Here is a 23,546-nt window from a genome sequence, read left to right as displayed (position 1 = left end):
AGAAAATCCAAAATATTTTATTTGTGAAAGAGAGGTGCCGACTGTGAAAGTCAATAAAATTCGTATGCGGGAAACAGTGATTTCCTACGCTTTCCTAGCACCAGTATTATTCTTCTTTGTCATCTTTGTATTAGCTCCTATGATTATGGGATTCATTACAAGTTTCTTTAACTACTCAATGACTAAATTTGAGTTTGTGGGCTTGGACAACTACATTCGCATGTTTAAAGACCCTGTCTTTATGAAGTCTTTAATCAATACCGTGATTCTGGTTATTGGATCTGTACCAGTTGTTGTTCTATTCTCACTCTTTGTAGCATCTCAGACCTATCATCAAAATGCTATTGCCAGATCCTTCTACCGTTTCGTCTTCTTCCTTCCTGTTGTAACAGGTAGCGTTGCCGTAACAGTTGTTTGGAAATGGATCTATGACCCACTATCAGGGATTCTAAACTTTGTCCTTAAGTCAAGCCATATCATCAGTCAAAACATTTCTTGGTTGGGAGATAAAAACTGGGCTTTGATGGCGATTATGATTATCCTTTTGACAACATCTGTTGGTCAGCCGATTATCCTTTATATCGCTGCCATGGGTAATATTGACAATTCACTGGTTGAAGCAGCGCGTGTTGATGGTGCGACTGAATTGCAAGTTTTCTGGAAGATTAAATGGCCAAGCCTTCTTCCAACAACTCTTTACATTGCAATCATCACAACAATCAACTCATTCCAGTGTTTCGCCTTGATTCAGTTGTTGACATCTGGTGGTCCAAACTACTCAACAAGTACACTGATGTACTACCTTTACGAAAAAGCCTTCCAATTGACAGAATACGGTTATGCAAACACTATCGGTGTCTTCTTGGCAGTCATGATCGCTATCGTAAGCTTTGTTCAATTTAAAGTACTTGGAAACGACGTAGAATACTAAAGAAAGGAGACAGCTATGCAATCTACACAAAAGAAACCCTTAACAGCTTTCACTGTTATTTCAACTATTATCTTGCTCTTGTTGACCGTGCTGTTCATCTTTCCGTTCTACTGGATTTTGACAGGTGCCTTCAAATCACAACCTGATACCATTATGATTCCGCCACAATGGTTCCCTAAAATGCCGACCATGGAAAACTTCCAACAACTCATGGTGCAAAACCCTGCTATGCAGTGGATGTGGAACTCTGTGTTTATCTCATTAGTAACCATGTTCTTAGTTTGTGCAACCTCTTCTCTAGCAGGTTATGTATTGGCTAAAAAACGTTTCTATGGTCAACGTATTCTCTTTGCCATCTTCATCGCTGCCATGGCGCTTCCAAAACAAGTTGTCCTTGTGCCATTGGTACGTATCGTAAACTTCATGGGAATCCATGACACTCTTTGGGCAGTTATCTTGCCTTTGATTGGATGGCCATTCGGGGTCTTCCTCATGAAACAATTCAGTGAAAACATCCCTACAGAGTTGCTTGAATCAGCTAAAATCGACGGTTGTGGTGAGATTCGTACTTTCTGGAGCGTAGCCTTCCCAATTGTGAAACCAGGATTTGCAGCCCTTGCAATCTTTACCTTCATTAACACATGGAACGACTACTTCATGCAGTTGGTAATGTTGACTTCACGTCAAAACTTGACCATCTCACTCGGGGTTGCAACCATGCAGGCCGAAATGGCAACCAACTATGGTTTGATTATGGCGGGTGCTGCTCTTGCAGCAGTGCCAATCGTAACAGTCTTCCTTGTCTTCCAAAAATCCTTCACTCAAGGTATTACTATGGGAGCGGTCAAAGGTTAAGAAAAGTAAACTGGTGTGTCAAGATTGCGGAAGTGGTCTTGACATGCTATGGAAATATAGAGGTTATAAGTGTCTACAAAATGTTGGGTATTTGCTTACCTTAGATATTTTGTTAGACACTTATCAACTTAAGAATGATTTTAGTTAACTATCAGAAACGAAGGAAACAGTATGATTTTTGACGATTTGAAAAACATCACCTTTTACAAAGGGATTCATCCCAATCTAGACAAGGCTATCGATTATCTCTACCAGCACCGTAAGGATTCTTTCGAATTAGGTAAGTATGAGATTGATGGGGACAAGGTCTTTCTAGTTGTTCAGGAAAATGTCCTCAATCAAGCTGAAAATGATCAATTTGAGCATCATCAGAACTATGCTGACTTGCATTTGCTGGTAGATGGGCATGAATATTCGAGCTACGGTTCACGTATCAAAGATGAAGCAGTAGCATTCGACGAAGCGAGTGACATTGGTTTTGTTCATTGTCATGAAAAATACCCACTCTTGTTGGGTTATCACAATTTTGCAATTTTCTTCCCAGGAGAACCACACCAGCCGAATGGCTATGCAGGTATGGAAGAGAAGGTTCGCAAATATCTCTTTAAAATTTTGATTGATTAAAAAATCAGGAGGAGCAAACATGGCACAAAAAGGAGTAAGCCTTATCAAGGCAGCATTTGATACAGACAACTTTCTCATGCGTTTTAGTGAAAAGGTCTTGGATATCGTCACAGCCAATCTTCTTTTTGTCGTTTCTTGTTTGCCCATCGTGACGATTGGAGTGGCTAAAATTAGCCTCTACGAGACCATGTTTGAGATTAAGAAGAGTAGACGTGTGCCTGTCTTTAAAATCTATCTAAGAGCTTTCAAGCAAAATCTGAAACTAGGTCTTCAGCTAGGTCTGCTTGAGTTGGGCATTGTTTTGTTGAGTCTTTTAGACCTCTATATCTTTTGGGGGCAGACAGCTATGCCTTTCCAAATGGTGAAAGCTATTTGTCTAGGAATTTTGATCTTCCTCACTATCGTGATGCTGGCTAGCTATCCGATCGCTGCGCGCTATGATTTAACTTGGAAAGAAGTGTTACAAAAAGGGCTGATCTTGGCAAGTTTTAACTTTCCTTGGTTCTTTCTTATGTTAGCCATTCTTATCCTCATTGTGATGGTTCTTTATCTGTCAGCTTTCAGTTTACTGTTAGGTGGCTCAGCCTTCCTGCTTTTTGGGTTTGGACTATTGGTCTTTATCCAGACTGGATTGATGGAGAAAATTTTTGCAAAATATCAATAGGATGGCTTGTTTCTGAAACTACTTTCAAGCTTTAAACGGTTCAAAATACATATCGAAACTAAAATCTAAGTGTACACAAGATATTGAAAGCGTTTTTCATAAGGTGTATACTAAAAACGTAAAGAATAAATCCTGCTTTTAGCAGAAAAAAGAAATCTTAGGAGAAAATCTATGTCAGATTTAAAAAAATACGAAGGTGTCATTCCAGCCTTCTACGCATGTTATGATGATCAAGGAGAAGTAAGTCCAGAGCGTACGCGTGCCTTGGTTCAATACTTCATTGATAAAGGTGTTCAAGGTCTTTATGTCAATGGTTCTTCTGGTGAATGTATCTACCAAAGCGTTGAAGACCGCAAGTTAATCTTGGAAGAAGTCATGGCAGTTGCCAAAGGTAAATTAACTATTATTGCTCACGTAGCTTGCAATAATACTAAAGATAGTATGGAACTTGCTCGCCACGCAGAAAGCTTGGGTGTAGATGCCATTGCAACGATTCCACCTATTTACTTCCGCTTGCCAGAATACTCAGTTGCTAAATACTGGAATGACATTAGTGCTGCAGCTCCAAACACAGACTACGTGATTTACAACATTCCTCAATTGGCAGGAGTTGCTTTGACTCCAAGTCTCTATACTGAAATGTTGAAGAATCCACGTGTTATCGGTGTTAAGAACTCTTCTATGCCAGTTCAAGATATCCAAACTTTTGTCAGCCTTGGTGGGGAAGACCATATCGTCTTTAACGGTCCAGATGAACAGTTCCTAGGTGGCCGCCTTATGGGTGCTAAAGCTGGTATAGGTGGTACTTATGGTGCTATGCCAGAACTCTTCTTGAAACTCAACCAATTGATTGCTGACAAAGACTTGGAAACAGCGCGTGAATTGCAGTACGCTATCAACGATATCATTGGTAAACTCACTGCTGCACATGGCAATATGTACGGTGTCATCAAAGAGGTCTTGAAGCTCAATGAAGACTTGAATATTGGTTCTGTTCGTTCACCATTGACACCAGTGACTGAAGAAGATCGTTCAGTTGTAGAAGCAGCTGCAGCCTTGATTCGTGAAACCAAGGAGCGCTTCCTCTAATCCATAAGGAGGTATTTATGACACACTACGTTGCAATTGATATCGGTGGAACCAACATCAAATATGGTTTGATCGACCAAGAAGGCCAACTTATTGAATCGCATGAAATGCCAACAGAGGCGCATAAAGGTGGACCTCATATCTTACAAAAGACCAAAGATATCGTAGCCAGCTATTTAGAACAAGGCCCAGTAGCAGGTGTTGCTATTTCTTCTGCAGGAATGGTGGATCCTGACAAGGGTGAAATTTTCTATGCTGGGCCTCAAATCCCTAACTATGCAGGCACCCAGTTCAAGAAGGAAATCGAAACTAGCTTTAATATTCCTTGTGAGATTGAAAATGATGTCAACTGTGCAGGTCTTGCTGAGGCAGTATCCGGTTCAGGCAAGGGAGCGAGTGTGACACTTTGCTTGACCATTGGAACCGGTATCGGTGGTTGCTTGATTATGGATGGGAAAGTCTTCCATGGTTTTAGCAATTCAGCCTGCGAAGTCGGTTATATGCATATGCAGGATGGAGATTTCCAAGACTTGGCCTCTACGACAGCCTTGGTGGAGTATGTAGCAGCAGGTCATGGCGATTCAGTTGACCATTGGAATGGCCGACGCATCTTTAAGGAAGCTACCGAAGGAAACAAAATCTGCATGGCTGGTATTGACCGTATGGTAGACTATCTAGGAAAAGGTCTGGCAAATATTTGCTATGTGGCCAATCCAGAAGTGGTCATTCTCGGTGGGGGTATTATGGGGCAAGAGGCTATCCTCAAACCGAAAATCCGCACAGCCTTGAAGGTGGCCTTGGTACCAAGCCTAGCTGAAAAAACACGATTAGAATTTGCCCATCACCAAAACACAGCAGGAATGTTGGGTGCTTATTATCACTTTAAAACAAAACAATCCTAGTTTGGTTTAACCAAACTAGGATTTTCTGATCAAGTTCCCTTGACTTTCTTTATAATTATGAGATAATAAATAAAATATATAAAGGAGTTATATAAAATGGCTATAGCGAATTCAAGTAAAATTGTGACTTTCCAAGCTAATAGAGAATTGGTAAATGATGCCATGGAAGTGTTAAAAGAACAAAATCTCTCTCTTTCATCGGCACTCAGATTATTTTTAAAGAATGTTGCCGTAACAAATGAAGTAGATTTACTTAATGAAGAGGAATTAGAGAAGGAGTATTTGTTTAGGCAATTACAAGCAGAAGTTCAAGAAAGTTATGCCAAGATTGAGGCTGGAAATTACTTGACAGATGAGGATGTTGTGACACGCTATGAATTATAAAAAATATAGGATTTTGTATTCTCCTAGAGTGATTGATAGTCTGGATAAAATATATCAGTATATAGCAGAGGAAATCGGTTCTGTAGAGGCTGCGAGACGAAAAGTGGCGAGTATTAGAAAAGATATTAATCGGCTAGAAATTTTCCCCCAAGCTGGATTTGATGCCGATGAAAAATTTGGTAAGAAATTAGATCCTCGCTACCAAACGCGAGGATTGACCTTGAGTAAGGATTACATCGTATTATATGCAATTGTTGAAGATACCGTCAGACTTGCTTATTTACTCCCTTCAAAAAGTGATTACATGAAATTATTCAAGACTAAGTCAAGATATGACTAATTCATAATCTTGAAGAGGTATGTTTGGTGATGAATAAAAATCCTAGTTTGGTTAAACCAAACTAGGATTTTCTTACACGTTTTTGTCTACGATAGCCATTGAGTTTTTTATTTTCCCAATAGCTGTTAAAAATTTTCTCCTTGCTTTCACGATTGATTTCCAAAAAGTAGGCATAAATCAAATCGATAAAGAAGAGCATAGGAAGTTGAGCGGATATTCGTTGGATGTAGGATGACTGACTGTGTGTGGCTACAAGAACAGTCTCTGTATAGGTCTGGCTATCTTTATTGGGAACACTTGTAAAAAGTACAGTCTGTGCGCCCATCTCTTTTGCGTCTAATAGACTGTCTAAAATAGAAGGTGTTGTGGCAGAAAGTGAGAAGCCCAGTACTAGGCAATTCTCATCCATAATACTGGTTGTCCAAGCAAAACCGTCTTGGTCTGTCAAAGCTTCACAGACCACACCTAGACGCATGAAGCGCAATTTCATTTCACGAGCGACAAGGCCAGAACTTCCTGTTCCAAAGAAGTAGACACGCTCAGCATCTTCGATTAACTGGGCGATTCGTTCCAGTTGTTCTTCGTCAATTAAGTCCTGTGTTTGTTCCCGCATACTACTATAACTTCTAAGGACTCGTTTTGTCAGTGGACTGTGCTTGTGAGAATGGGTGTCTTGTTTCTCTGCTTGGTGCAGGTATTGGAAAATAAATTCTCGATAGCCTGTAAAACCACACTTTTTAGCAAAGCGGGTCAGAGCAGCTTGAGAGAGATGTAATTTTTGAGTGACCTGTTGGGAGGAAAGGTCATCTTGAATGGTTTCAGCTTGCAAAAAATAACGAGCGATTTCTTGTTCTAGGTCTGTCATTTCCTCGAAGCGAGAATCAATGAGGGTTGCTATATCTGGTTTGTCCATATGGAAGGCTCCTTTAAGTGAGTCATATTGGAAAAAGACTGAGTCATCAAACTTTTACATTTATTATATCATATAATGTAGGGATGGATAAATAAAATCGTATTTTCCTGTAAAATTGGAAAAGCTCCCTTCTTTTCCAAAATTTCTTTTTAAATTATGGTACAATGAAGAGTAAGATTTTAAATAGAAATGAGACTGATTTGTATGAGGAAATTTAACAGCCATTCGATTCCGATTCGGCTTAATTTATTGTTTTCAATCATCATTTTACTCTTTATGACCATTATTGGTCGCCTGCTTTATATGCAGGTTTTGAACAAGGATTTTTATGAGACAAAATTAGCATCGGCTAGTAAAACAAAGGTGACTACTAGTTCAGCTCGAGGTGAAATTTATGATGCCAGTGGCAAACCCTTGGTTGAAAATACTGTGAAACAAGTTGTTTCCTTTACGCGAAACAACAAAATGACGGCTGCAGATTTGAAAGAAACAGCCAAGAAGTTGCTAGCCTATGTGGGAGTTTCTTTACCAACATTGACTGACCGACAGTTAGCAGACTATTACCTAGCAGATCAAGATGTCTATAAGAAAGCAGTGGAAAGCTTACCACGTGAGAAGCGCCTTGATTCTGATGGAAATCGTCTATCCGAATCAGAACTCTATAACAATGCGGTCGATAGTGTCCAAACGAGCCAATTAAACTATACAGAGGATGAAAAGAAAGAAATCTATCTTTTTAGTCAGTTAAATGCTGTTGGAAACTTTGAGACAGGAACCATTGCGACAGATTCCTTGACAGATACACAGATTGCCTTGATTGCTTCGGCTTCTAAGAATTTACCTGGTATCAGTATTTCAACCGCGTGGGATCGAAAGGTTCTAGAGACTTCGCTCTCTTCTATAGTGGGAAGTGTATCCGGTGAAAAAGCTGGTCTCCCAGCTGAAGAAGCAGATGCTTATATTAAAAAGGGATATTCTCTAAATGATCGGGTTGGCACCTCTTATCTAGAGAAACAATATGAAGAAACTTTGCAAGGAAAACGCTCGGTGAAGGAAATTCATCTAGATAAGTATGGCAATATGGAAAGTGTCGAAAATATTGAAGATGCTACCAAAGGGAACAATATTAAACTGACCATCGATTTGGCCTTCCAAGATAGCGTGGACAATCTGCTTAAGAGTTATTTCACTTCCGAACTAGGAAATGGAGGAGCTAAGTATTCTGAAGGTGTCTATGCAGTTGCTTTGAACCCCAAAACAGGTGCAGTTTTATCCATGTCAGGAATCAAACATGATCTGAAAACGGGAGAGTTGATGCCTGATTCTTTGGGAACGGTAACCAATGTCTTTGTACCAGGTTCGGTCGTTAAGGCTGCAACCATCAGTTCCGGTTGGGAGAATGGAGTCTTATCAGGGAACCAGACCTTGACGGATCAGTCCATTGTCTTCCAAGGTTCACCCCCTATCAATTCGTGGTATACTGCCTTTTCTGGACCAATGCCGATTACGGCAGTTCAAGCTTTGGAGTATTCATCTAATACTTATATGGTCCAAACAGCTTTAGGGATTATGGGATTGACTTATCAACCGAATATGATTGCAGGAATTGGAAATTTAGACTCGGCTATGGGGAAATTACGTTCAACCTTTGGTGAGTATGGTTTGGGATCAGCTACAGGTATTGATTTACCAGATGAATCCACCGGCTTTATTCCTAAAGATTATGATCTTGCTAATTATATTACAAATTCATTTGGTCAGTTTGATAACTATACCCCAATGCAATTAGCTCAGTATGTAGCAACTGTTGCAAATGATGGTGTCCGTATGGCTCCTCGTATTGTTGAGGGAATTTATGGAAATAATGATAATGGAGGATTGGGCGACCTGATTCAACAACTGCAACCGACAGAGATGAATAAGGTCAATATATCCGCCTCCGATATGAGTATTTTGCAAGAAGGTTTTTATCAGGTTGCCCATGGGACTAGTGGATTGACAACTGGCCGTGCCTTTTCAAATGGTGCAGCTGTATCTATTAGCGGAAAAACGGGTACAGCCGAAAGTTATGTAGCAGATGGTCAGCAAGCAACAAATACCAATGCGGTTGCCTACGCTCCATCAGATAATCCTCAAATCGCTGTAGCTGTTGTCTTCCCGCATAACACAAATTTGTCAAATGGTGTCGGACCTTCCATTGCGCGCGACATTATCAACCTCTATAACCAACATCATCCAATGAATTAGAAAGGAACTTATGCTTTATCCAACACCTATAGCCAAGCTAATTGACAGTTATTCCAAGTTGCCGGGTATCGGGATCAAGACGGCTACCCGTCTGGCCTTTTATACGATTGGAATGTCTGATGACGATGTCAATGAATTTGCCAAAAACCTCCTTTCTGCTAAGAGAGAGCTGACCTATTGCTCCATCTGTGGTCGTTTGACTGATGACGATCCTTGCTCTATCTGTACCGATCCAAGTCGTGACCAGACAACCATTTTAGTTCTCGAAGATAGTCGCGATGTGGCGGCTATGGAGAACATCCAAGAATACCATGGGCTCTATCATGTCTTACATGGACTCATTTCTCCCATGAATGGTATCAGTCCAGATGATATCAATCTCAAGAGTCTTATGACTCGTCTGATGGATAGTGAAGTTTCAGAGGTAATCGTAGCAACAAATGCTACAGCAGATGGTGAAGCGACATCCATGTATCTTTCACGTTTGCTCAAGCCAGCTGGTATCAAGGTTACGCGTCTAGCACGAGGTCTCGCTGTCGGAGCGGACATTGAGTATGCGGATGAAGTGACGCTCTTACGAGCCATTGAAAATCGAACAGAGTTGTAATTGTAGACAAATTAACACACTCAATTCATTTATACAAAAATCACGGAGACCGACAGTTGTTTTATCGGTCTCTTTTTAGATTTATTGAAGACCAGTATCAGGTTCAAGTTTCAAAAAAGGAGCAAATATGATATACTAAAGAACGAGTATTCTATTAGAATTGGAACAAATAATATGAAACAAACGATTATTCTTTTATACGGTGGACGTAGTGCAGAGCGTGAAGTCTCTGTTCTTTCAGCTGAGAGTGTCATGCGTGCGGTCAACTACGACCGTTTCACAGTCAAGACTTTCTTCATCAGCCAGTCAGGTGACTTTATTAAAACGCAAGAATTTAACCAGACTCCAGGTCAAGAGGATCGTCTTATGACCAATGAAACCATTGATTGGGATAAGAAAGTTGCACCGAGTGCCATCTACGAAGAAGGAGCAGTGGTCTTTCCAGTCCTTCACGGTCCGATGGGAGAAGATGGCTCAGTTCAAGGATTCTTGGAAGTTTTGAAAATGCCTTATGTTGGTTGTAACATATTGTCATCCAGTCTTGCCATGGATAAAATCACGACCAAGCGTGTGTTAGAATCTGCTGGTATTGCCCAAGTTCCTTATGTGGCTATCGTTGAAGGGGATGATGTGACTGCTAAAATCGCTGAAGTGGAAGAAAAATTGACTTATCCAGTCTTCACTAAGCCGTCAAACATGGGTTCTAGTGTCGGTATTTCTAAATCTGAAAACCAAGAGGAACTCCGTCAAGCTTTGAAACTTGCCTTCCAATATGACAGCCGTGTCTTGGTTGAGCAAGGGGTGAATGCCCGTGAAATCGAGGTTGGTCTCTTGGGCAACTACGATGTCAAAAGCACGCTTCCAGGGGAAGTAGTCAAGGATGTTGCCTTTTATGACTACGATGCCAAGTATATTGACAACAAGATTACCATGGATATCCCAGCCAAAATCAGTGATGATGTGGTAGCTGTCATGCGTCAGAATGCAGAAACAGCCTTCCGTGCCATTGGTGGCCTGGGTCTATCTCGTTGCGATTTCTTCTATACAGACAAGGGAGAGATTTTCCTCAACGAGCTCAATACCATGCCAGGTTTCACCCAGTGGTCTATGTACCCACTACTTTGGGATAATATGGGAATCAGCTATCCAGACTTAATCGAGCGATTGGTTGATCTTGCCAAGGAAAGTTTTGACAAGCGCGAAGCGCATTTGCTATAAAATGAAAGAGGGGGGGTAGAAGCCAGAACCATCACTGCAAGGTGACTAGAGTTCTCGAGCTTCGACCCTTTTTAAAGGAGTAGAAATGAAATTAACAATCTATGAAGTGGCTCAAGTTGTAGGGGCTAAAAATGATATCAGCCTCTTTGAGGACACCCAGTTAGAAAAAGCTGAGTTTGATAGTCGTTTGATTGCTGCAGGGAATTTGTTTGTGCCCCTCAAAGGTGCTCGTGACGGTCATGACTTTATCGAAACAGCTTTTGAAAATGGTGCTGCTGTAACCCTGTCTGAGAAAGAGGTCGCAAATCGTCCCTACATTCTAGTAGATGATGTCTTGACTGCCTTTCAGCAACTAGCAGCCTACTATCTTGAAAAAACAGCAGTTGATGTCTTTGCTGTTACAGGTTCAAATGGTAAAACAACGACCAAGGATATGTTAGCTCACTTGCTATCAACAACCTACAAAACTTACAAAACACAAGGTAACTACAATAATGAGATTGGTCTTCCTTACACAGTTCTCCATATGCCTGAAGAAACAGAAAAGTTGGTCTTAGAGATGGGGCAGGATCACTTGGGAGATATTCATCTCTTGTCTGAATTGGCTCATCCAAAAACAGCCATCGTGACCTTGGTTGGAGAAGCCCATTTGGCCTTTTTCAAAGATCGTTCTGAGATTGCTAAAGGAAAAATGCAAATTGCAGACGGGATGTCTTCGAATTCCTTGCTCTTGGCACCAGCAGATCCGATTGTAGAGGACTACTTGCCAACTGATAAAAAGGTAGTTCGTTTTGGGCAAGGAGCAGAGTTGGAAATTACCGACTTGGTTGAGCGTAAGGATAGCTTGACCTTTAAGGCTAATTTCTTGGAACAAGCCCTCGATTTGCCAGTGACAGGTAAGTACAATGCCACCAATGCTATGATTGCTGCTTATGTGGCTCTACAAGAAGGAGTTTCAGAGGAGCAAATCCGTTTGGCCTTCCAAAATCTTGAATTGACGCGTAACCGTACCGAGTGGAAGAAAGCAGCTAATGGAGCAGATATTCTGTCTGACGTATACAATGCCAATCCAACTGCTATGAAGTTGATTTTAGAGACTTTCTCTGCCATTCCGACCAATGAAGGTGGCAAGAAAATTGCTGTCTTGGCGGATATGAAGGAACTTGGTGACCAGTCTATTCAGCTTCATAATCAGATGATTTTGAGCCTTTCGCCAGATGTGCTTGATACTGTTATTTTCTATGGAGAAGACATTGCTGAATTGGCTCAACTGGCCAGTCAAATGTTCCCAATCGGCCATGTTTTCTACTTCAAGAAAACAGCTAATGAGGACCAATTTGAAGCCCTAGTTAAGCAGGTTAAAGAAAGCCTCAGTGCCAATGACCAAATTTTGCTCAAAGGCTCTAACTCCATGAATCTAGCCAAGTTGGTAGAAAGTTTAGAAAATGAAGACAAGTGATTTTGCTAAGTATCTTCAAAGAATGATTGCCATTACAGATACTGGATTAACCTTTACAAAGGATCCGTTTGACCGTGAGCGCTATGAAGACTTGCGAAGTCTGTTATCTGAAATGTTGAATCAAGCATCAGACCTTGATGCCGAAGAAGTGGCAGAAGTTTTGAAGCCAACTTCCGCTTATGCAACTCCGTTAATGGACGTCCGTGCTTGGATTGTTGAGGACGAAAAGATTTGTCTGGTTAGGGGACAAGGAGAGAATGATTGGGCTTTGCCAGGTGGCTTTGGTGAGGTTGGTTATTCTCCAACAGAAAATATTCTCAAGGAAATTGAAGAAGAAACCGGTTTTGAAGCTAAAGTAGAAAGACTACTAGCTGTTTTTGATACCAATCGTTTCCAACTACAGAGCAAGCAATATGCAAAGTTTGTTTTTGAATGTAAGCTTCTTGATGGACAATTCCAAGAAAATCAAGAAATTGCTGACCTTCAATTTTTTGCCATTGACCAACTGCCAGCCTTATCTGAAAAACGCATTACCAAGGAGCAAATAGAGCTTCTTTGGCAGGTTTATCAAGGTCAGAGGGAGCAATATCTTGACTAAGAAGATGATTATCGTATTTCTAAATTCATTTTTCTCAAGTAGCATGGTATAATAAAATGCAGGAAAATTTTGAATCATGAGGAAGACTAGATGAATTTATGGGATATTTTCTTTACGACCCAAGCAACAGAGCCACCCAAATTTGACCTTTTTTGGTATGTCAGTATATTTACACTCTTGGCTTTGACCTTTTATACAGCCTATCGTTATCGTGAAAAGAAGGCTTATCAACGATTTTTCCAAATCTTGCAGGCAGTTCAGTTAATCCTTCTTTATGGATGGTACGGGGTTAATCATATGCCATTGTCAGAAAGCTTACCCTTTTACCATTGCCGTATGGCTATGTTTGTGGTGCTTTTGCTTCCTGGTCAGTCCAAATATCGGCAGTATTTTGCATTACTAGGAACATTTGGGACATTAGCAGCCTTTGTTTATCCAGTGCCAGATCCTTATCCATTCCCGCATATTGCGATTTTATCCTTTATCTTTGGCCACTTAGCTCTCTTGGGGAACTCTCTAGTTTACCTATTGAGACAGTATAACGCGCGATTGCTGGATGTGAAGGGAATTTTTCTCATGACCTTTGCACTAAATGCCTTGATTTTTGTGGTCAATTTAGTAACAGGCGGAGATTACGGATTCTTGACAAAACCACCATTGGTTGGAGACCATGGCTTAGTAGCTAATTATTTAATCGTTTCCCTAGCCTTATCAGCAGCGATTACGTTAACAAAGAAAATCTTGGAACTATTTTTAGAACAAGAAGCAGAAAAAATGATTGCAAAGAAAGCTTAAAATCAAGCTTTCTTTTTTCATAAATCTAATTTTTTATAACTTGTTTGGAAAATACAAAAATATGATGAGCGAATGTAAAAAAATGGTAAGTAAATTTAGGAAAAACTAAGCACGATTGGATTTTTTGTGTTATAATATTCTGTGAATAGCTATGCCCTGTTTTAGCTATATTGAATAGAAGTTTGAAACTTGGAAGAGAGAGGATGCGATGTAATGGCTAGAGATGGTTTTTTTACAGGCTTAGATATCGGAACCAATTCGATTAAGGTGTTGGTTGCAGAGCTTAGAAATGGTGAACTAAATGTAATTGGTGTAAGTAATGCCAAGAGTAAAGGTGTAAAGGATGGGATTATCGTCGATATTGAAGCAGCAGCAACTGCTATCAAGTCAGCTATTTCCCAAGCAGAAGAGAAAGCTGGCATTTCAATCAAATCAGTGAATGTTGGTTTGCCTGGAAATCTTTTGCAAGTAGAACCAACTCAAGGAATGATTCCAGTTACATCTGATACAAAAGAAATTACAGATCAAGATGTCGAAAATGTTGTTAAATCAGCCTTGACAAAGAGTATGACACCAGATCGTGAAGTCATCACTTTTATTCCAGAAGAATTTATCGTAGATGGCTTCCAAGGTATTCGTGACCCACGTGGCATGATGGGAGTTCGTCTTGAAATGCGTGGCTTACTTTACACTGGTCCACGTACTATTCTTCACAATTTACGCAAGACAGTTGAGCGCTCAGGTGTTCAGGTTGAAAATATTATTATTTCACCATTGGCTTTGGTTCGTTCAGTCTTGAATGAAGGAGAGCGTGAATTTGGAGCTACGGTGATTGATATGGGAGCAGGTCAAACAACTGTTGCTACAATCCGTAACCAAGAACTCCAGTTTACAAATATTCTTCAAGAAGGTGGGGATTATGTCACAAAAGATATCTCTAAGGTCTTGAAGACTTCACAAAAACTAGCTGAAGGATTGAAATTGAACTATGGGGAAGCCTACCCTTCACTTGCAAGCAATGAAACCTTCCAAGTTGAAGTAATTGGTGAAGTAGAGCCTGTAGAAGTTACAGAAAGCTACCTAGCAGAGATTATTTCAGCTCGCATTAAACACATTTTTGAACAAATCAAACAAGAGTTGGAAAGAAGACATTTGTTGGATCTTCCAGGTGGGATTGTTCTGATTGGTGGAAATGCTATTTTACCAGGTATTGTAGAACTTGCACAGGAAGTATTTGGCGTTGGTGTCAAACTTTACGTTCCAAATCAAGTTGGAATCCGTAATCCTGCCTTCGCTCATGTGATTAGCTTGTCTGAATTTGCTGGTCAATTGACTGAGGTGCATTTATTAGCACAACGAGCAGTTAAGGGTGAGGATACTTTGCGTCACCAACCAATTAATTTTGGTGGGATGATTCAACGTGTTACGCAGGTAGCACAACCGACCCCTATTCAACCAGTTCAAAATACTGAGGTAGAGCAGTCAGCTTCTACGAACGTAGTTGCTCCGAAAGAAGATAAAGTATCTTCTCAAAATAAACCAAAAATCGCAGATCGTTTCCGTGGCTTAATCGGAAGCATGTTTGATGAATAAAAGAGGAAAAATAAACTATGACATTTTCATTTGATACAGCAGCAGCTCAAGGTGCAGTTATTAAAGTAATCGGTGTTGGTGGAGGTGGCGGAAACGCCATTAACCGCATGGTTGACGAAGGTGTTGCAGGCGTAGAATTTATCGCAGCAAACACAGATGTACAAGCTTTGAGTAGTACAAAAGCTGAGACTGTAATTCAGTTAGGCCCTAAATTGACTCGTGGTTTGGGTGCTGGCGGTCGACCTGAAGTTGGTCAAAAGGCAGCTGAAGAAAGCGAAGAAGCCTTGACTCAAGCTATTACTGGAGCAGATATGGTCTTCATTACTGCAGGTATGGGAGGTGGCTCTGGTACTGGTGCAGCTCCTGTTATTGCCCGCATTGCTAAAGATTTAGGTGCTCTTACAGTTGGTGTTGTGACACGTCCTTTTGGTTTCGAAGGAAGCAAACGTGGTCAGTATGCTGTCGAAGGAATCAATCAACTTCGTGAACATGTAGATACTCTATTGATTATTTCAAACAACAACTTGCTTGAAATTGTTGATAAGAAAACTCCACTTCTTGAAGCTCTTAGCGAAGCAGATAACGTACTTCGCCAAGGTGTTCAAGGGATTACTGACTTGATCACAAATCCTGGTTTGATTAACCTTGACTTTGCCGATGTGAAAACAGTTATGGCAAATAAAGGAAACGCCCTAATGGGTATCGGTATCGGTAGTGGTGAAGAACGTGTGGTAGAAGCAGCTCGTAAGGCAATCTACTCACCACTTCTTGAAACAACTATTGACGGTGCTGAGGATGTCATCGTCAACGTTACTGGTGGTCTTGACTTGACTTTGATTGAGGCAGAAGAAGCTTCAGAGATTGTCAACCAAGCAGCTGGTCAAGGAGTGAACATCTGGCTTGGAACATCTATCGATGAAAACATGAAAGATGAAATCCGTGTTACAGTTGTGGCAACTGGTGTTCGCCAAGATCGTGTTGAAAAAGTTGTGGGCCATGCACCAAGACAAGCAGTTCGTCATGAACAAACAAGCCCAAGTCATGCACACAATCATAATCGTCACTTTGATATGGCTGAAACTGCAGAAATTCCAAGTCCAACACCTCGTCGTACAGAAACTTCTCAAACTTCAGCATTTGGTGATTGGGACTTGCGTCGTGAGACGATTGTTCGACCAACTGATTCAGTGGTATCACCAGTTGAACGTTTCGAAGCGCCATCTTTACACGATGAGGATGAATTAGACACTCCTCCATTTTTCAAAAATCGTTAAGTAAATGAATTTGAAAGAAAATACAGAACGTGTTTTTCAACAAATAAAAGATGCAAGTCAGCAGTCAGGAAGAGAAGCCAATTCTGTTTCGGTTGTTGCTGTTACAAAATATGTAGACGTACCGACAGCGGAGGCTTTGCTTCCGCTAGGTGTGCATCATATTGGTGAAAATCGTGTGGATAAATTTCTTGAGAAATATGAAGCTTTAAAAGATAGAAATATTACCTGGCATTTGATTGGAACCTTGCAAAGACGCAAGGTCAAAGATGTCATTCAGTATGTTGATTATTTCCACGCTTTGGATTCATTAAAGCTAGCAGAGGAAATTCAAAAAAGAAGTGACAGAGTTGTTAAATGTTTCTTACAAGTAAATATCTCAAGGGAAGAGAGCAAACATGGCTTTTCAAGGGAAGAACTATTAGAGCTCTTGCCAGAATTAGCCACCTTAGATAAAATTGAATATGTCGGCTTGATGACCATGGCTCCTTTTGAAGCTAGTAGTGATGAGTTGAAAGAAATTTTTAAAGCTACGCAGGATTTGCAACTAGAAATTAGAGAAAAACAAATTCCCAATATGCCAATGACGGACTTGAGTATGGGTATGAGTCGCGACTACAAGGAAGCGATTGAATTTGGCTCAACATTTGTCAGAATTGGTACAGCATTTTTTAAATAGGAAAGAAATATGTCTTTAAAAGATAGATTTGATAAATTTATAGATTATTTTACAGAAGATGGAGAAGATGTTGGTACTGCATACCAGCCTAAAGCTGAAGAGCCGATTGTGACTCCAGTCCCTTCTGTTCAAGAGTTGCCTCAACAAGCTGCTAGTACGCCATCTAAAGATAAAAACATCACTCGTCTTCATGCCCGTCAACAAGAGTTAGCTATGCAAAGTCAACGTTCTACTGATAAGGTGACAATTGATGTTCGTTATCCACGTAAATACGAAGATGCCACAGATATTGTTGATTTATTAGCTGGTAACGAAAGTATTTTGATTGATTTCCAATATATGACAGAAGTTCAAGCACGTCGTTGTTTGGACTATCTGGATGGGGCGCGCCACGTTTTAGCTGGTAACATGAAAAAGGTAGCATCTACTATGTACCTGCTGACACCAGTTGATGTTGTCGTCAATATTGAAGATATCAAAATTCCAGATGAATCACAAAATGGTGAATTTGGCTTTGATATGAAACGTACGAGAGTAAGATAATGATCTTTCTCATTCGTTTTGTTCAAAATGCAGTGGATATCTATTCACTGATTTTAATCGTGTTTGCTCTGATGTCTTGGTTTCCCAATGCTTATGAATCACGTCTTGGACGCTTGATTATTAGTTTAGTGAAACCGATAGTAGCTCCCTTGCAACGTTTACCCCTCCAGATTGCAGGTCTTGATTTGTCTGTCTGGATTGCGGTATTACTAGTTCACTTCCTAGGGGAACAGTTGATTCGACTTTTAGTGATCTTTCTATGAACAAGATGATTTATCAACACTTTTCTAAGAATGATTCGTCTTTTATTGATAAGGGAGTAGAATGGATAAAAAAGGTAGAAGATTCTTATTCTCCTTTTTTAACACCCTTTGTAAATCCCCATCAAGAAAAGATTTTAAAGGTGCTAGCATCAACCAACGGCATCTCCTACATGAGCAGTCGGCAGTTTCTTGAAACTGAATATGTACGAGTTCTACTGTATCCTGATTATTTTGAGCCAGAATTCTCTGATTTTGAACTTTCCTTGCAAGAAATTGTCTACCCTAATAAGTTTGAACGCTTAACGCATGCAAAAATATTAGGGACTGTTTTAAACAAGCTGGGAATTGATAGGAAGCTATTTGGTGATATCTTAGTCAACGAAGAGAGGGCACAGATTATCATTAATCGACAGTTTATGCTCCTTTTTCAAGACGGCATTACGAAAATTGCTCGTTTACCGGTTCGTCTAGAAGAACGGGATTTTACTGAGAAAATTGCTACAGTAGAAGATTATCAAGAATTAGATATTTGTATTGCTAGTTCTAGATTAGATGTTTTTCTAGCAGGTGTCTTAAAGCTGTCTAGAAATCAGGCAAGTCAGTTAATTGAAAAACAGGCAGTCCAAGTTAATTACCATTTAGTTGAAAAATCAGATTATGCAGTTCAAGTTGGTGATTTGATTAGTGTGAGGAAATTTGGTCGATTGAAACTTGTTAGAGATAATGGGCAAACAAAAAAAGATAAAAAGAAATTAACGGTCCAATTATTATTAAGTAAGTGAGGAATAATATGCCAATTACATCGTTAGAAATTAAAGATAAAACCTTTGGTACAAGATTTAGAGGTTTTGATCCAGAAGAAGTTGAAGAATTTCTTGAAATTGTTGTTCGTGATTATGAAGATTTAGTTCGAAGCAATCATGATAAAGAGTTGCATATCAAGAGCTTGGAAGAACGTTTGTCTTACTTTGATGAGATGAAAGATTCTTTGAGTCAATCAGTATTGATTGCTCAAGATACGGCAGAGCGTGTGAAACAAGCTGCTCAAGATCGTTCTAATAATATTATCCAACAGGCAGAGCAAGATGCCCAACGTTTGCTTGAAGAAGCAAAATATAAGGCTAATGAGATCTTGCGTCAAGCTACTGATAATGCTAAAAAAGTTGCTGTTGAAACTGAAGAATTGAAGAACAAGAGCCGTGTCTTCCACCAACGTCTCAAATCTACTATTGAGAGCCAGTTAGCAATTGTTGAATCATCAGATTGGGAAGATATTCTGCGCCCAACAGCTACCTACCTTCAGACAAGTGATGAAGCATTTAAAGAAGTTGTTGGTGAAGTTCTTGGTGAGTCAGTATATTCACAACCAGAAGAAGAACCAATCGATATGACTCGTCAATTTACACCTGAAGAAATGGCTGAGTTACAAGCTCGAATTGAGGCTGGTAATAGAGAATTAGCTGAATTTGAAGCTCAACAACATCATTATGTGGAAGAACATTTAGAGCCAGTTGAAGTCGAAGCCCCTTCATCGAATGAGGAAGATACAAATAAAGAATCTGTCCTTATCTTATAATGAATAGTGATATGTGAGAACAATATTTTATCCTTATATTTCCAGCGAGCAGGAGATGGTGTGAGTCCTGCATTCCCTAATGATAAGATTATCCTCTCAAAAACTCAAGTCTGAAGTTAGTAGGATTTGACGTTCCCCACGTTACGGGATAAGAGGGAGAAAGACTAAATCTTTTTCCGAATAAAGGTGGTACCACGATTTTCGTCCTTTTTGGCAGTCGTGGTTTTTAATTTGTTATTATTTATAAAGGAGATACCATGAAACTCAAAGATACCCTTAACCTTGGGAAAACAGCTTTCCCAATGCGTGCAGGACTTCCTACCAAAGAGCCAGTTTGGCAAAAGGAATGGGAAGATGCAAAACTTTACCAACGTCGTCAAGAATTGAACCAAGGAAAACCTCATTTCACCTTGCATGATGGCCCTCCATACGCAAACGGAAATATCCACGTTGGACATGCTATGAACAAGATTTCAAAAGATATCATTGTTCGTTCAAAATCAATGTCAGGTTTTTACGCACCATTTATCCCAGGTTGGGATACTCATGGTCTGCCAATCGAGCAAGTTTTGGCAAAACAAGGTATCAAACGTAAAGAAATGGACTTGGTTGAGTACTTGAAACTTTGCCGTGAATACGCTCTTTCTCAAGTAGATAAACAACGTGAAGACTTTAAACGTTTGGGAGTTTCTGGTGACTGGGAAAATCCATATGTGACTTTGACACCTGACTATGAGGCAGCTCAAATCCGTGTATTTGGTGAGATGGCTAATAAAGGTTATATCTACCGTGGTGCCAAGCCAGTTTACTGGTCTTGGTCATCTGAGTCTGCCCTTGCAGAAGCGGAGATTGAATACCATGACTTGGTTTCAACTTCCCTTTACTATGCAAATAAGGTAAAAGATGGCAAAGGTGTTCTAGATACAGATACTTACATCGTTGTCTGGACAACTACTCCATTTACCATCACAGCTTCTCGTGGTTTAACTGTTGGTGCAGATATTGATTACGTTTTGGTTCAACCTGCTGGTGAAGATCGCAAGTTTGTGGTTGCTGCAGAATTGTTGACTAGCTTGTCTGAGAAATTTGGCTGGGCTGATGTTCAGGTCTTCGCGACCTACCGTGGTCAAGAATTGAATCATATCGTAACAAAACACCCATGGGATACAGCTGTAGATGAATTGGTTATCCTTGGTGACCACGTTACGACTGATTCTGGTACGGGTATTGTCCATACAGCCCCTGGTTTTGGTGAGGACGACTACAATGTTGGTATTGCTAATGGTCTTGAAGTCGCAGTGACTGTTGACGAACGTGGTATCATGATGAAGAATGCTGGTCCTGAGTTTGAAGGTCAATTCTATGAAAAGGTAGTTCCAACTGTTATTGAAAAACTTGGCAACCTCCTTCTTGCCCAAGAAGAAATCTCTCACTCATACCCATTTGACTGGCGTACCAAGAAACCAATTATCTGGCGTGCAGTACCACAGTGGTTTGCCTCTGTTTCAAAATTCCGCCAAGAAATCTTGGATGCTATTGATAAAGTTAAATTCCATACAGAATGGGGTAAAGTCCGTCTATATAATATGATTCGTGACCGTGGTGACTGGGTTATCTCTCGTCAACGTGCTTGGGGTGTTCCACTTCCAATCTTCTATGCAGAAGACGGTACAGCGATTATGACAGCTGAGACTATTGAACATGTGGCTCAACTCTTTGAAGTACATGGTTCAAGCATTTGGTGGGAACGTGATGCCAAAGACCTCTTGCCAGAAGGATTTACACATCCAGGTTCTCCAAATGGTGAGTTCAAAAAAGAAACAGATATTATGGATGTATGGTTTGACTCAGGTTCATCATGGAATGGTGTTTTGGTAAATCGTCCAAATCTGACTTATCCAGCTGACCTTTACCTTGAAGGTTCTGACCAATACCGTGGTTGGTTCAACTCATCACTCATTACATCTGTTGCCAACCATGGCGTAGCACCTTACAAACAAATCTTGTCACAAGGTTTTACCCTTGATGGTAAAGGTGAGAAGATGTCTAAATCTCTTGGAAATACCATTGCTCCAAGTGATGTTGAAAAACAATTTGGTGCTGAAATCTTGCGTCTTTGGGTAACAAGTGTAGACTCAAGCAACGACGTGCGTATCTCTATGGATATCTTGAGCCAAGTCTCTGAAACTTACCGTAAAATCCGTAACACCCTTCGTTTCTTGATTGCCAATACATCTGATTTTAACCCAGCTGTGGATGCAGTAGCTTACGAAGAACTTCGTTCAGTTGATAAGTACATGACGATTCGCTTTAACCAGCTTGTTAAGACCATTCGTGATGCTTACGCAAACTTTGAATTCTTGACAATTTACAAGGCCTTGGTAAACTTTATCAACGTTGACTTGTCAGCCTTCTACCTTGATTTTGCTAAAGATGTTGTTTACATCGAAGGTGCCAAATCATTGGAACGCCGTCAAATGCAGACTGTTTTCTATGACATTCTTGTGAAAATCACCAAACTCTTGACACCAATTCTTCCTCATACAGCAGAGGAAATCTGGTCATATCTAGAGTTTGAAGCAGAAGACTTCGTTCAATTGTCAGAATTGCCAGAAGCAGAAACTTTTGCTAATCAAGAAGAAATCTTGGATACATGGGCAGCCTTTATGGACTTCCGTGGACAAGCTCAAAAAGCCTTGGAAGAAGCGCGTAATGCAAAAGTTATCGGTAAATCACTTGAAGCACACTTGACAGTTTATCCAAATGAAGTTGTGAAAACTCTACTCGAAGCAGTAAACAGCAATGTAGCTCAACTTTTAATCGTGTCAGACTTGACCATCGCAGAAGGACCAGCTCCAGAAGCTGCCGTAAGCTTCGAAGATGTTGCCTTCACAGTTGAACGCGCTGCAGGTGAAGTATGTGACCGTTGCCGTCGTATCGACCCAACAACAGCAGAACGTAGCTACCACGCAGTCATCTGTGACCACTGTGCAAGCATCGTAGAAGAAAACTTTGCGGAAGCAGTCGCAGAAGGATTTGAAGAGAAATAATCGAATGATAGATTAAAAATGTTTTCTGAGTGTGTATTTTAGTTTGATATAAAAGAAAATATTAAACAAAATTAATGTATAATATTAATTTTTAATGAAAAGGAAATATTGATGAAAAAGAAAACACTTGCTCAATTAGATGGTATCATTGGTTTAGTTGCAGGAACTATTCTAGCCATTTTGCCAATTATTATAATTATGATTGCCTCTATATTTGATAATGAAGAAGTTGTTGGTGTCATCTTAGGAATTGTTTTTATTATTTTTAGTTTAGTAAAAATTGGAATTTTAATTCTAGGTATTCTCTCACTAATATATTATAAAGATGATAATAGAATTTCAATTGCACCCTCAGTCTTATTAATTGTTGGTTCTGCACTTGCATTGGTTCCATTCTTAGGATGGATAGGGGGAATCGTCATTATTGTTGGTGCTTCATTATTTTTAGGAAGCCTCAAAAAATTTAAAGTTGAACTATAAATAGAGTTTTTGTCAAGTAGAGTAAATGGAGAAACTCTAAAATTGGTTCTTTGTCAGCAGTAGTGGATTAAAGAAAAGCTAAGATAGAGAGAGGACAAATTTCGTCCTTTCTTTTTTGATGTTCAGAGCGATAAAAATCATTTTTTGAAGTTTTCAAAGTTTCGAAAACCAAAGGCATTTCGTTCGATAAGTTTGATGAGATTATTGGTCGCTTCTGATTTGGAGTTAGAATAGGGTAATTGAAGGGCGTTGACGATTTTTCAATGATTTCATGATTGATGAAAGTTACTATTTTAGTTTTAAGAATTGTGGCTATTGTGTATTTCAAGGACGATGAGCGTGTGACTCCTGCACCGTCTGTATTGTTTATCGTAGGTAGTTCTGTTGGATTGATCCCATTCGTGGACTAGATAGGATAAATTATGACAATTATTGGCAATTCCTATACTTTGAAATTTTGAAAAA

24 protein-coding genes, 1 pseudogene and 1 other annotated feature are annotated in these 23,546 nt (G+C 39.9%); of the genes and pseudogenes, 23 read left to right on the top strand and 2 right to left on the bottom strand.

From position 1 onward, the window contains the following. Nucleotides 1–64 precede the first annotated feature (64 nt). The 8 genes from N8O80_RS05700 (at nt 65) to N8O80_RS05665 (ending at nt 5,789) form a co-directional block, all read left to right on the top strand. On the top strand, nt 65–931 hold the full coding sequence (locus N8O80_RS05700) for a carbohydrate ABC transporter permease (RefSeq protein WP_161683542.1): 867 nt from the start codon (nt 65–67) through the stop codon (nt 929–931). Nucleotides 932–946: 15 nt separating this feature from the next. Continuing rightward, nucleotides 947–1,786 (top strand): carbohydrate ABC transporter permease, encoded by an 840-nt coding sequence (locus N8O80_RS05695; RefSeq protein WP_020901679.1) that lies wholly within the window; start codon nt 947–949, stop codon nt 1,784–1,786. A 171-nt stretch (nt 1,787–1,957) separates the two neighbouring features. Beyond that, nucleotides 1,958–2,410: a NanQ anomerase/TabA/YiaL family protein gene (locus tag N8O80_RS05690; RefSeq protein ID WP_115904043.1), complete on the top strand. Its 453-nt coding sequence runs from the start codon at nt 1,958–1,960 to the stop codon at nt 2,408–2,410. A 19-nt stretch (nt 2,411–2,429) separates the two neighbouring features. Continuing rightward, nucleotides 2,430–3,074: a YesL family protein gene (locus tag N8O80_RS05685; protein WP_004261828.1), complete on the top strand. Its 645-nt coding sequence runs from the start codon at nt 2,430–2,432 to the stop codon at nt 3,072–3,074. Nucleotides 3,075–3,245: 171 nt separating this feature from the next. Next, entirely contained in the window at nt 3,246–4,163 is a 918-nt protein-coding gene (locus N8O80_RS05680; protein WP_261027170.1) for a dihydrodipicolinate synthase family protein, read from the top strand. 17 nt (nt 4,164–4,180) lie between these two features. After that, nucleotides 4,181–5,065, top strand: a complete 885-nt coding sequence (locus N8O80_RS05675) for an ROK family protein (RefSeq protein WP_261027169.1) — start codon at nt 4,181–4,183, stop codon at nt 5,063–5,065. Between the two features lie 96 nt (nt 5,066–5,161). Next, nucleotides 5,162–5,449, top strand: a complete 288-nt coding sequence (gene relB, locus N8O80_RS05670; protein WP_004261834.1) for a type II toxin-antitoxin system RelB/ParD family antitoxin — start codon at nt 5,162–5,164, stop codon at nt 5,447–5,449. Then, nucleotides 5,439–5,789, top strand: coding sequence for a type II toxin-antitoxin system RelE/ParE family toxin (locus N8O80_RS05665; protein WP_120770456.1), 351 nt, complete (start codon nt 5,439–5,441; stop codon nt 5,787–5,789). Before relB ends, N8O80_RS05665 begins: the two co-directional genes overlap by 11 nt. 61 nt (nt 5,790–5,850) lie before the next feature. On the opposite strand, the gene N8O80_RS05660 is transcribed toward N8O80_RS05665, so the two are convergent. After that, entirely contained in the window at nt 5,851–6,702 is an 852-nt protein-coding gene (locus tag N8O80_RS05660) for a MurR/RpiR family transcriptional regulator (protein ID WP_261027168.1), read from the bottom strand. Between the two features lie 189 nt (nt 6,703–6,891). Between N8O80_RS05660 and pbp2b the strand changes: the two genes are divergently transcribed. The 15 genes from pbp2b to N8O80_RS05585 all read left to right on the top strand — a co-directional run bounded on the left by pbp2b (nt 6,892) and on the right by N8O80_RS05585 (nt 23,081). Then, nucleotides 6,892–8,949 (top strand): penicillin-binding protein PBP2B, encoded by a 2,058-nt coding sequence (pbp2b, locus tag N8O80_RS05655; protein WP_261027167.1) that lies wholly within the window; start codon nt 6,892–6,894, stop codon nt 8,947–8,949. 10 nt (nt 8,950–8,959) lie between these two features. Beyond that, nucleotides 8,960–9,556, top strand: a complete 597-nt coding sequence (gene recR, locus N8O80_RS05650) for a recombination mediator RecR (protein ID WP_000966748.1) — start codon at nt 8,960–8,962, stop codon at nt 9,554–9,556. A 174-nt stretch (nt 9,557–9,730) separates the two neighbouring features. Beyond that, nucleotides 9,731–10,774, top strand: coding sequence for a D-alanine--D-alanine ligase (locus tag N8O80_RS05645; RefSeq protein ID WP_261027166.1), 1,044 nt, complete (start codon nt 9,731–9,733; stop codon nt 10,772–10,774). 85 nt (nt 10,775–10,859) lie between these two features. Beyond that, entirely contained in the window at nt 10,860–12,233 is a 1,374-nt protein-coding gene (locus N8O80_RS05640; protein WP_261027165.1) for a UDP-N-acetylmuramoyl-tripeptide--D-alanyl-D-alanine ligase, read from the top strand. Beyond that, nucleotides 12,220–12,831 carry an NUDIX hydrolase N-terminal domain-containing protein gene (locus tag N8O80_RS05635; RefSeq protein WP_261027163.1) on the top strand — a complete coding sequence of 204 codons (612 nt, stop codon included), beginning with the start codon at nt 12,220–12,222 and terminating at the stop codon, nt 12,829–12,831. The genes N8O80_RS05640 and N8O80_RS05635 overlap by 14 nt, the downstream gene beginning before the upstream one ends. Nucleotides 12,832–12,921: 90 nt before the next feature. Then, nucleotides 12,922–13,626 carry a YwaF family protein gene (locus N8O80_RS05630; protein ID WP_049551303.1) on the top strand — a complete coding sequence of 235 codons (705 nt, stop codon included), beginning with the start codon at nt 12,922–12,924 and terminating at the stop codon, nt 13,624–13,626. 213 nt (nt 13,627–13,839) lie between these two features. Next, nucleotides 13,840–15,219 carry a cell division protein FtsA gene (ftsA, locus tag N8O80_RS05625; protein ID WP_033688313.1) on the top strand — a complete coding sequence of 460 codons (1,380 nt, stop codon included), beginning with the start codon at nt 13,840–13,842 and terminating at the stop codon, nt 15,217–15,219. Nucleotides 15,220–15,236: 17 nt separating this feature from the next. Further along, complete coding sequence (gene ftsZ / locus N8O80_RS05620; protein WP_261027161.1) at nt 15,237–16,493, top strand: cell division protein FtsZ; 1,257 nt, start codon at nt 15,237–15,239, stop codon at nt 16,491–16,493. Between the two features lie 4 nt (nt 16,494–16,497). After that, nucleotides 16,498–17,169, top strand: a complete 672-nt coding sequence (locus tag N8O80_RS05615; RefSeq protein WP_004261850.1) for a YggS family pyridoxal phosphate-dependent enzyme — start codon at nt 16,498–16,500, stop codon at nt 17,167–17,169. 9 nt (nt 17,170–17,178) lie between these two features. Continuing rightward, entirely contained in the window at nt 17,179–17,712 is a 534-nt protein-coding gene (locus tag N8O80_RS05610; protein ID WP_049502426.1) for a cell division protein SepF, read from the top strand. Beyond that, complete coding sequence (locus N8O80_RS05605) at nt 17,712–17,975, top strand: YggT family protein (RefSeq protein ID WP_000576496.1); 264 nt, start codon at nt 17,712–17,714, stop codon at nt 17,973–17,975. Before N8O80_RS05610 ends, N8O80_RS05605 begins: the two co-directional genes overlap by 1 nt. After that, entirely contained in the window at nt 17,972–18,757 is a 786-nt protein-coding gene (locus N8O80_RS05600; RefSeq protein WP_049491093.1) for a YlmH family RNA-binding protein, read from the top strand. The genes N8O80_RS05605 and N8O80_RS05600 overlap by 4 nt, the downstream gene beginning before the upstream one ends. A gap of 8 nt (nt 18,758–18,765) precedes the next feature. After that, complete coding sequence (locus N8O80_RS05595; RefSeq protein WP_049551586.1) at nt 18,766–19,551, top strand: DivIVA domain-containing protein; 786 nt, start codon at nt 18,766–18,768, stop codon at nt 19,549–19,551. Then, nucleotides 19,552–19,763 (top strand) — a binding site (T-box leader). It begins immediately after the preceding gene. Nucleotides 19,764–19,808: 45 nt separating this feature from the next. Further along, nucleotides 19,809–22,601, top strand: coding sequence for an isoleucine--tRNA ligase (ileS, locus tag N8O80_RS05590; RefSeq protein WP_261027159.1), 2,793 nt, complete (start codon nt 19,809–19,811; stop codon nt 22,599–22,601). Nucleotides 22,602–22,712: 111 nt separating this feature from the next. Continuing rightward, the gene (locus N8O80_RS05585; RefSeq protein WP_115904074.1) at nt 22,713–23,081 is read left to right on the top strand and encodes a hypothetical protein; all 369 of its coding nucleotides are present in this window, start codon (nt 22,713–22,715) and stop codon (nt 23,079–23,081) included. A 78-nt stretch (nt 23,082–23,159) separates the two neighbouring features. Here the strand turns inward: N8O80_RS05585 and N8O80_RS05580 are convergent. Further along, a pseudogene (locus N8O80_RS05580) lies at nt 23,160–23,341 on the bottom strand (transposase); the annotation flags it as partial. Nucleotides 23,342–23,546: the final 205 nt, after the last annotated feature.

This window comes from Streptococcus mitis (assembly GCF_946190155.1).
GTDB lineage: Bacteria > Bacillota > Bacilli > Lactobacillales > Streptococcaceae > Streptococcus > Streptococcus mitis_CL.
This window is presented reverse-complemented; position numbering and strand designations above follow the sequence as displayed.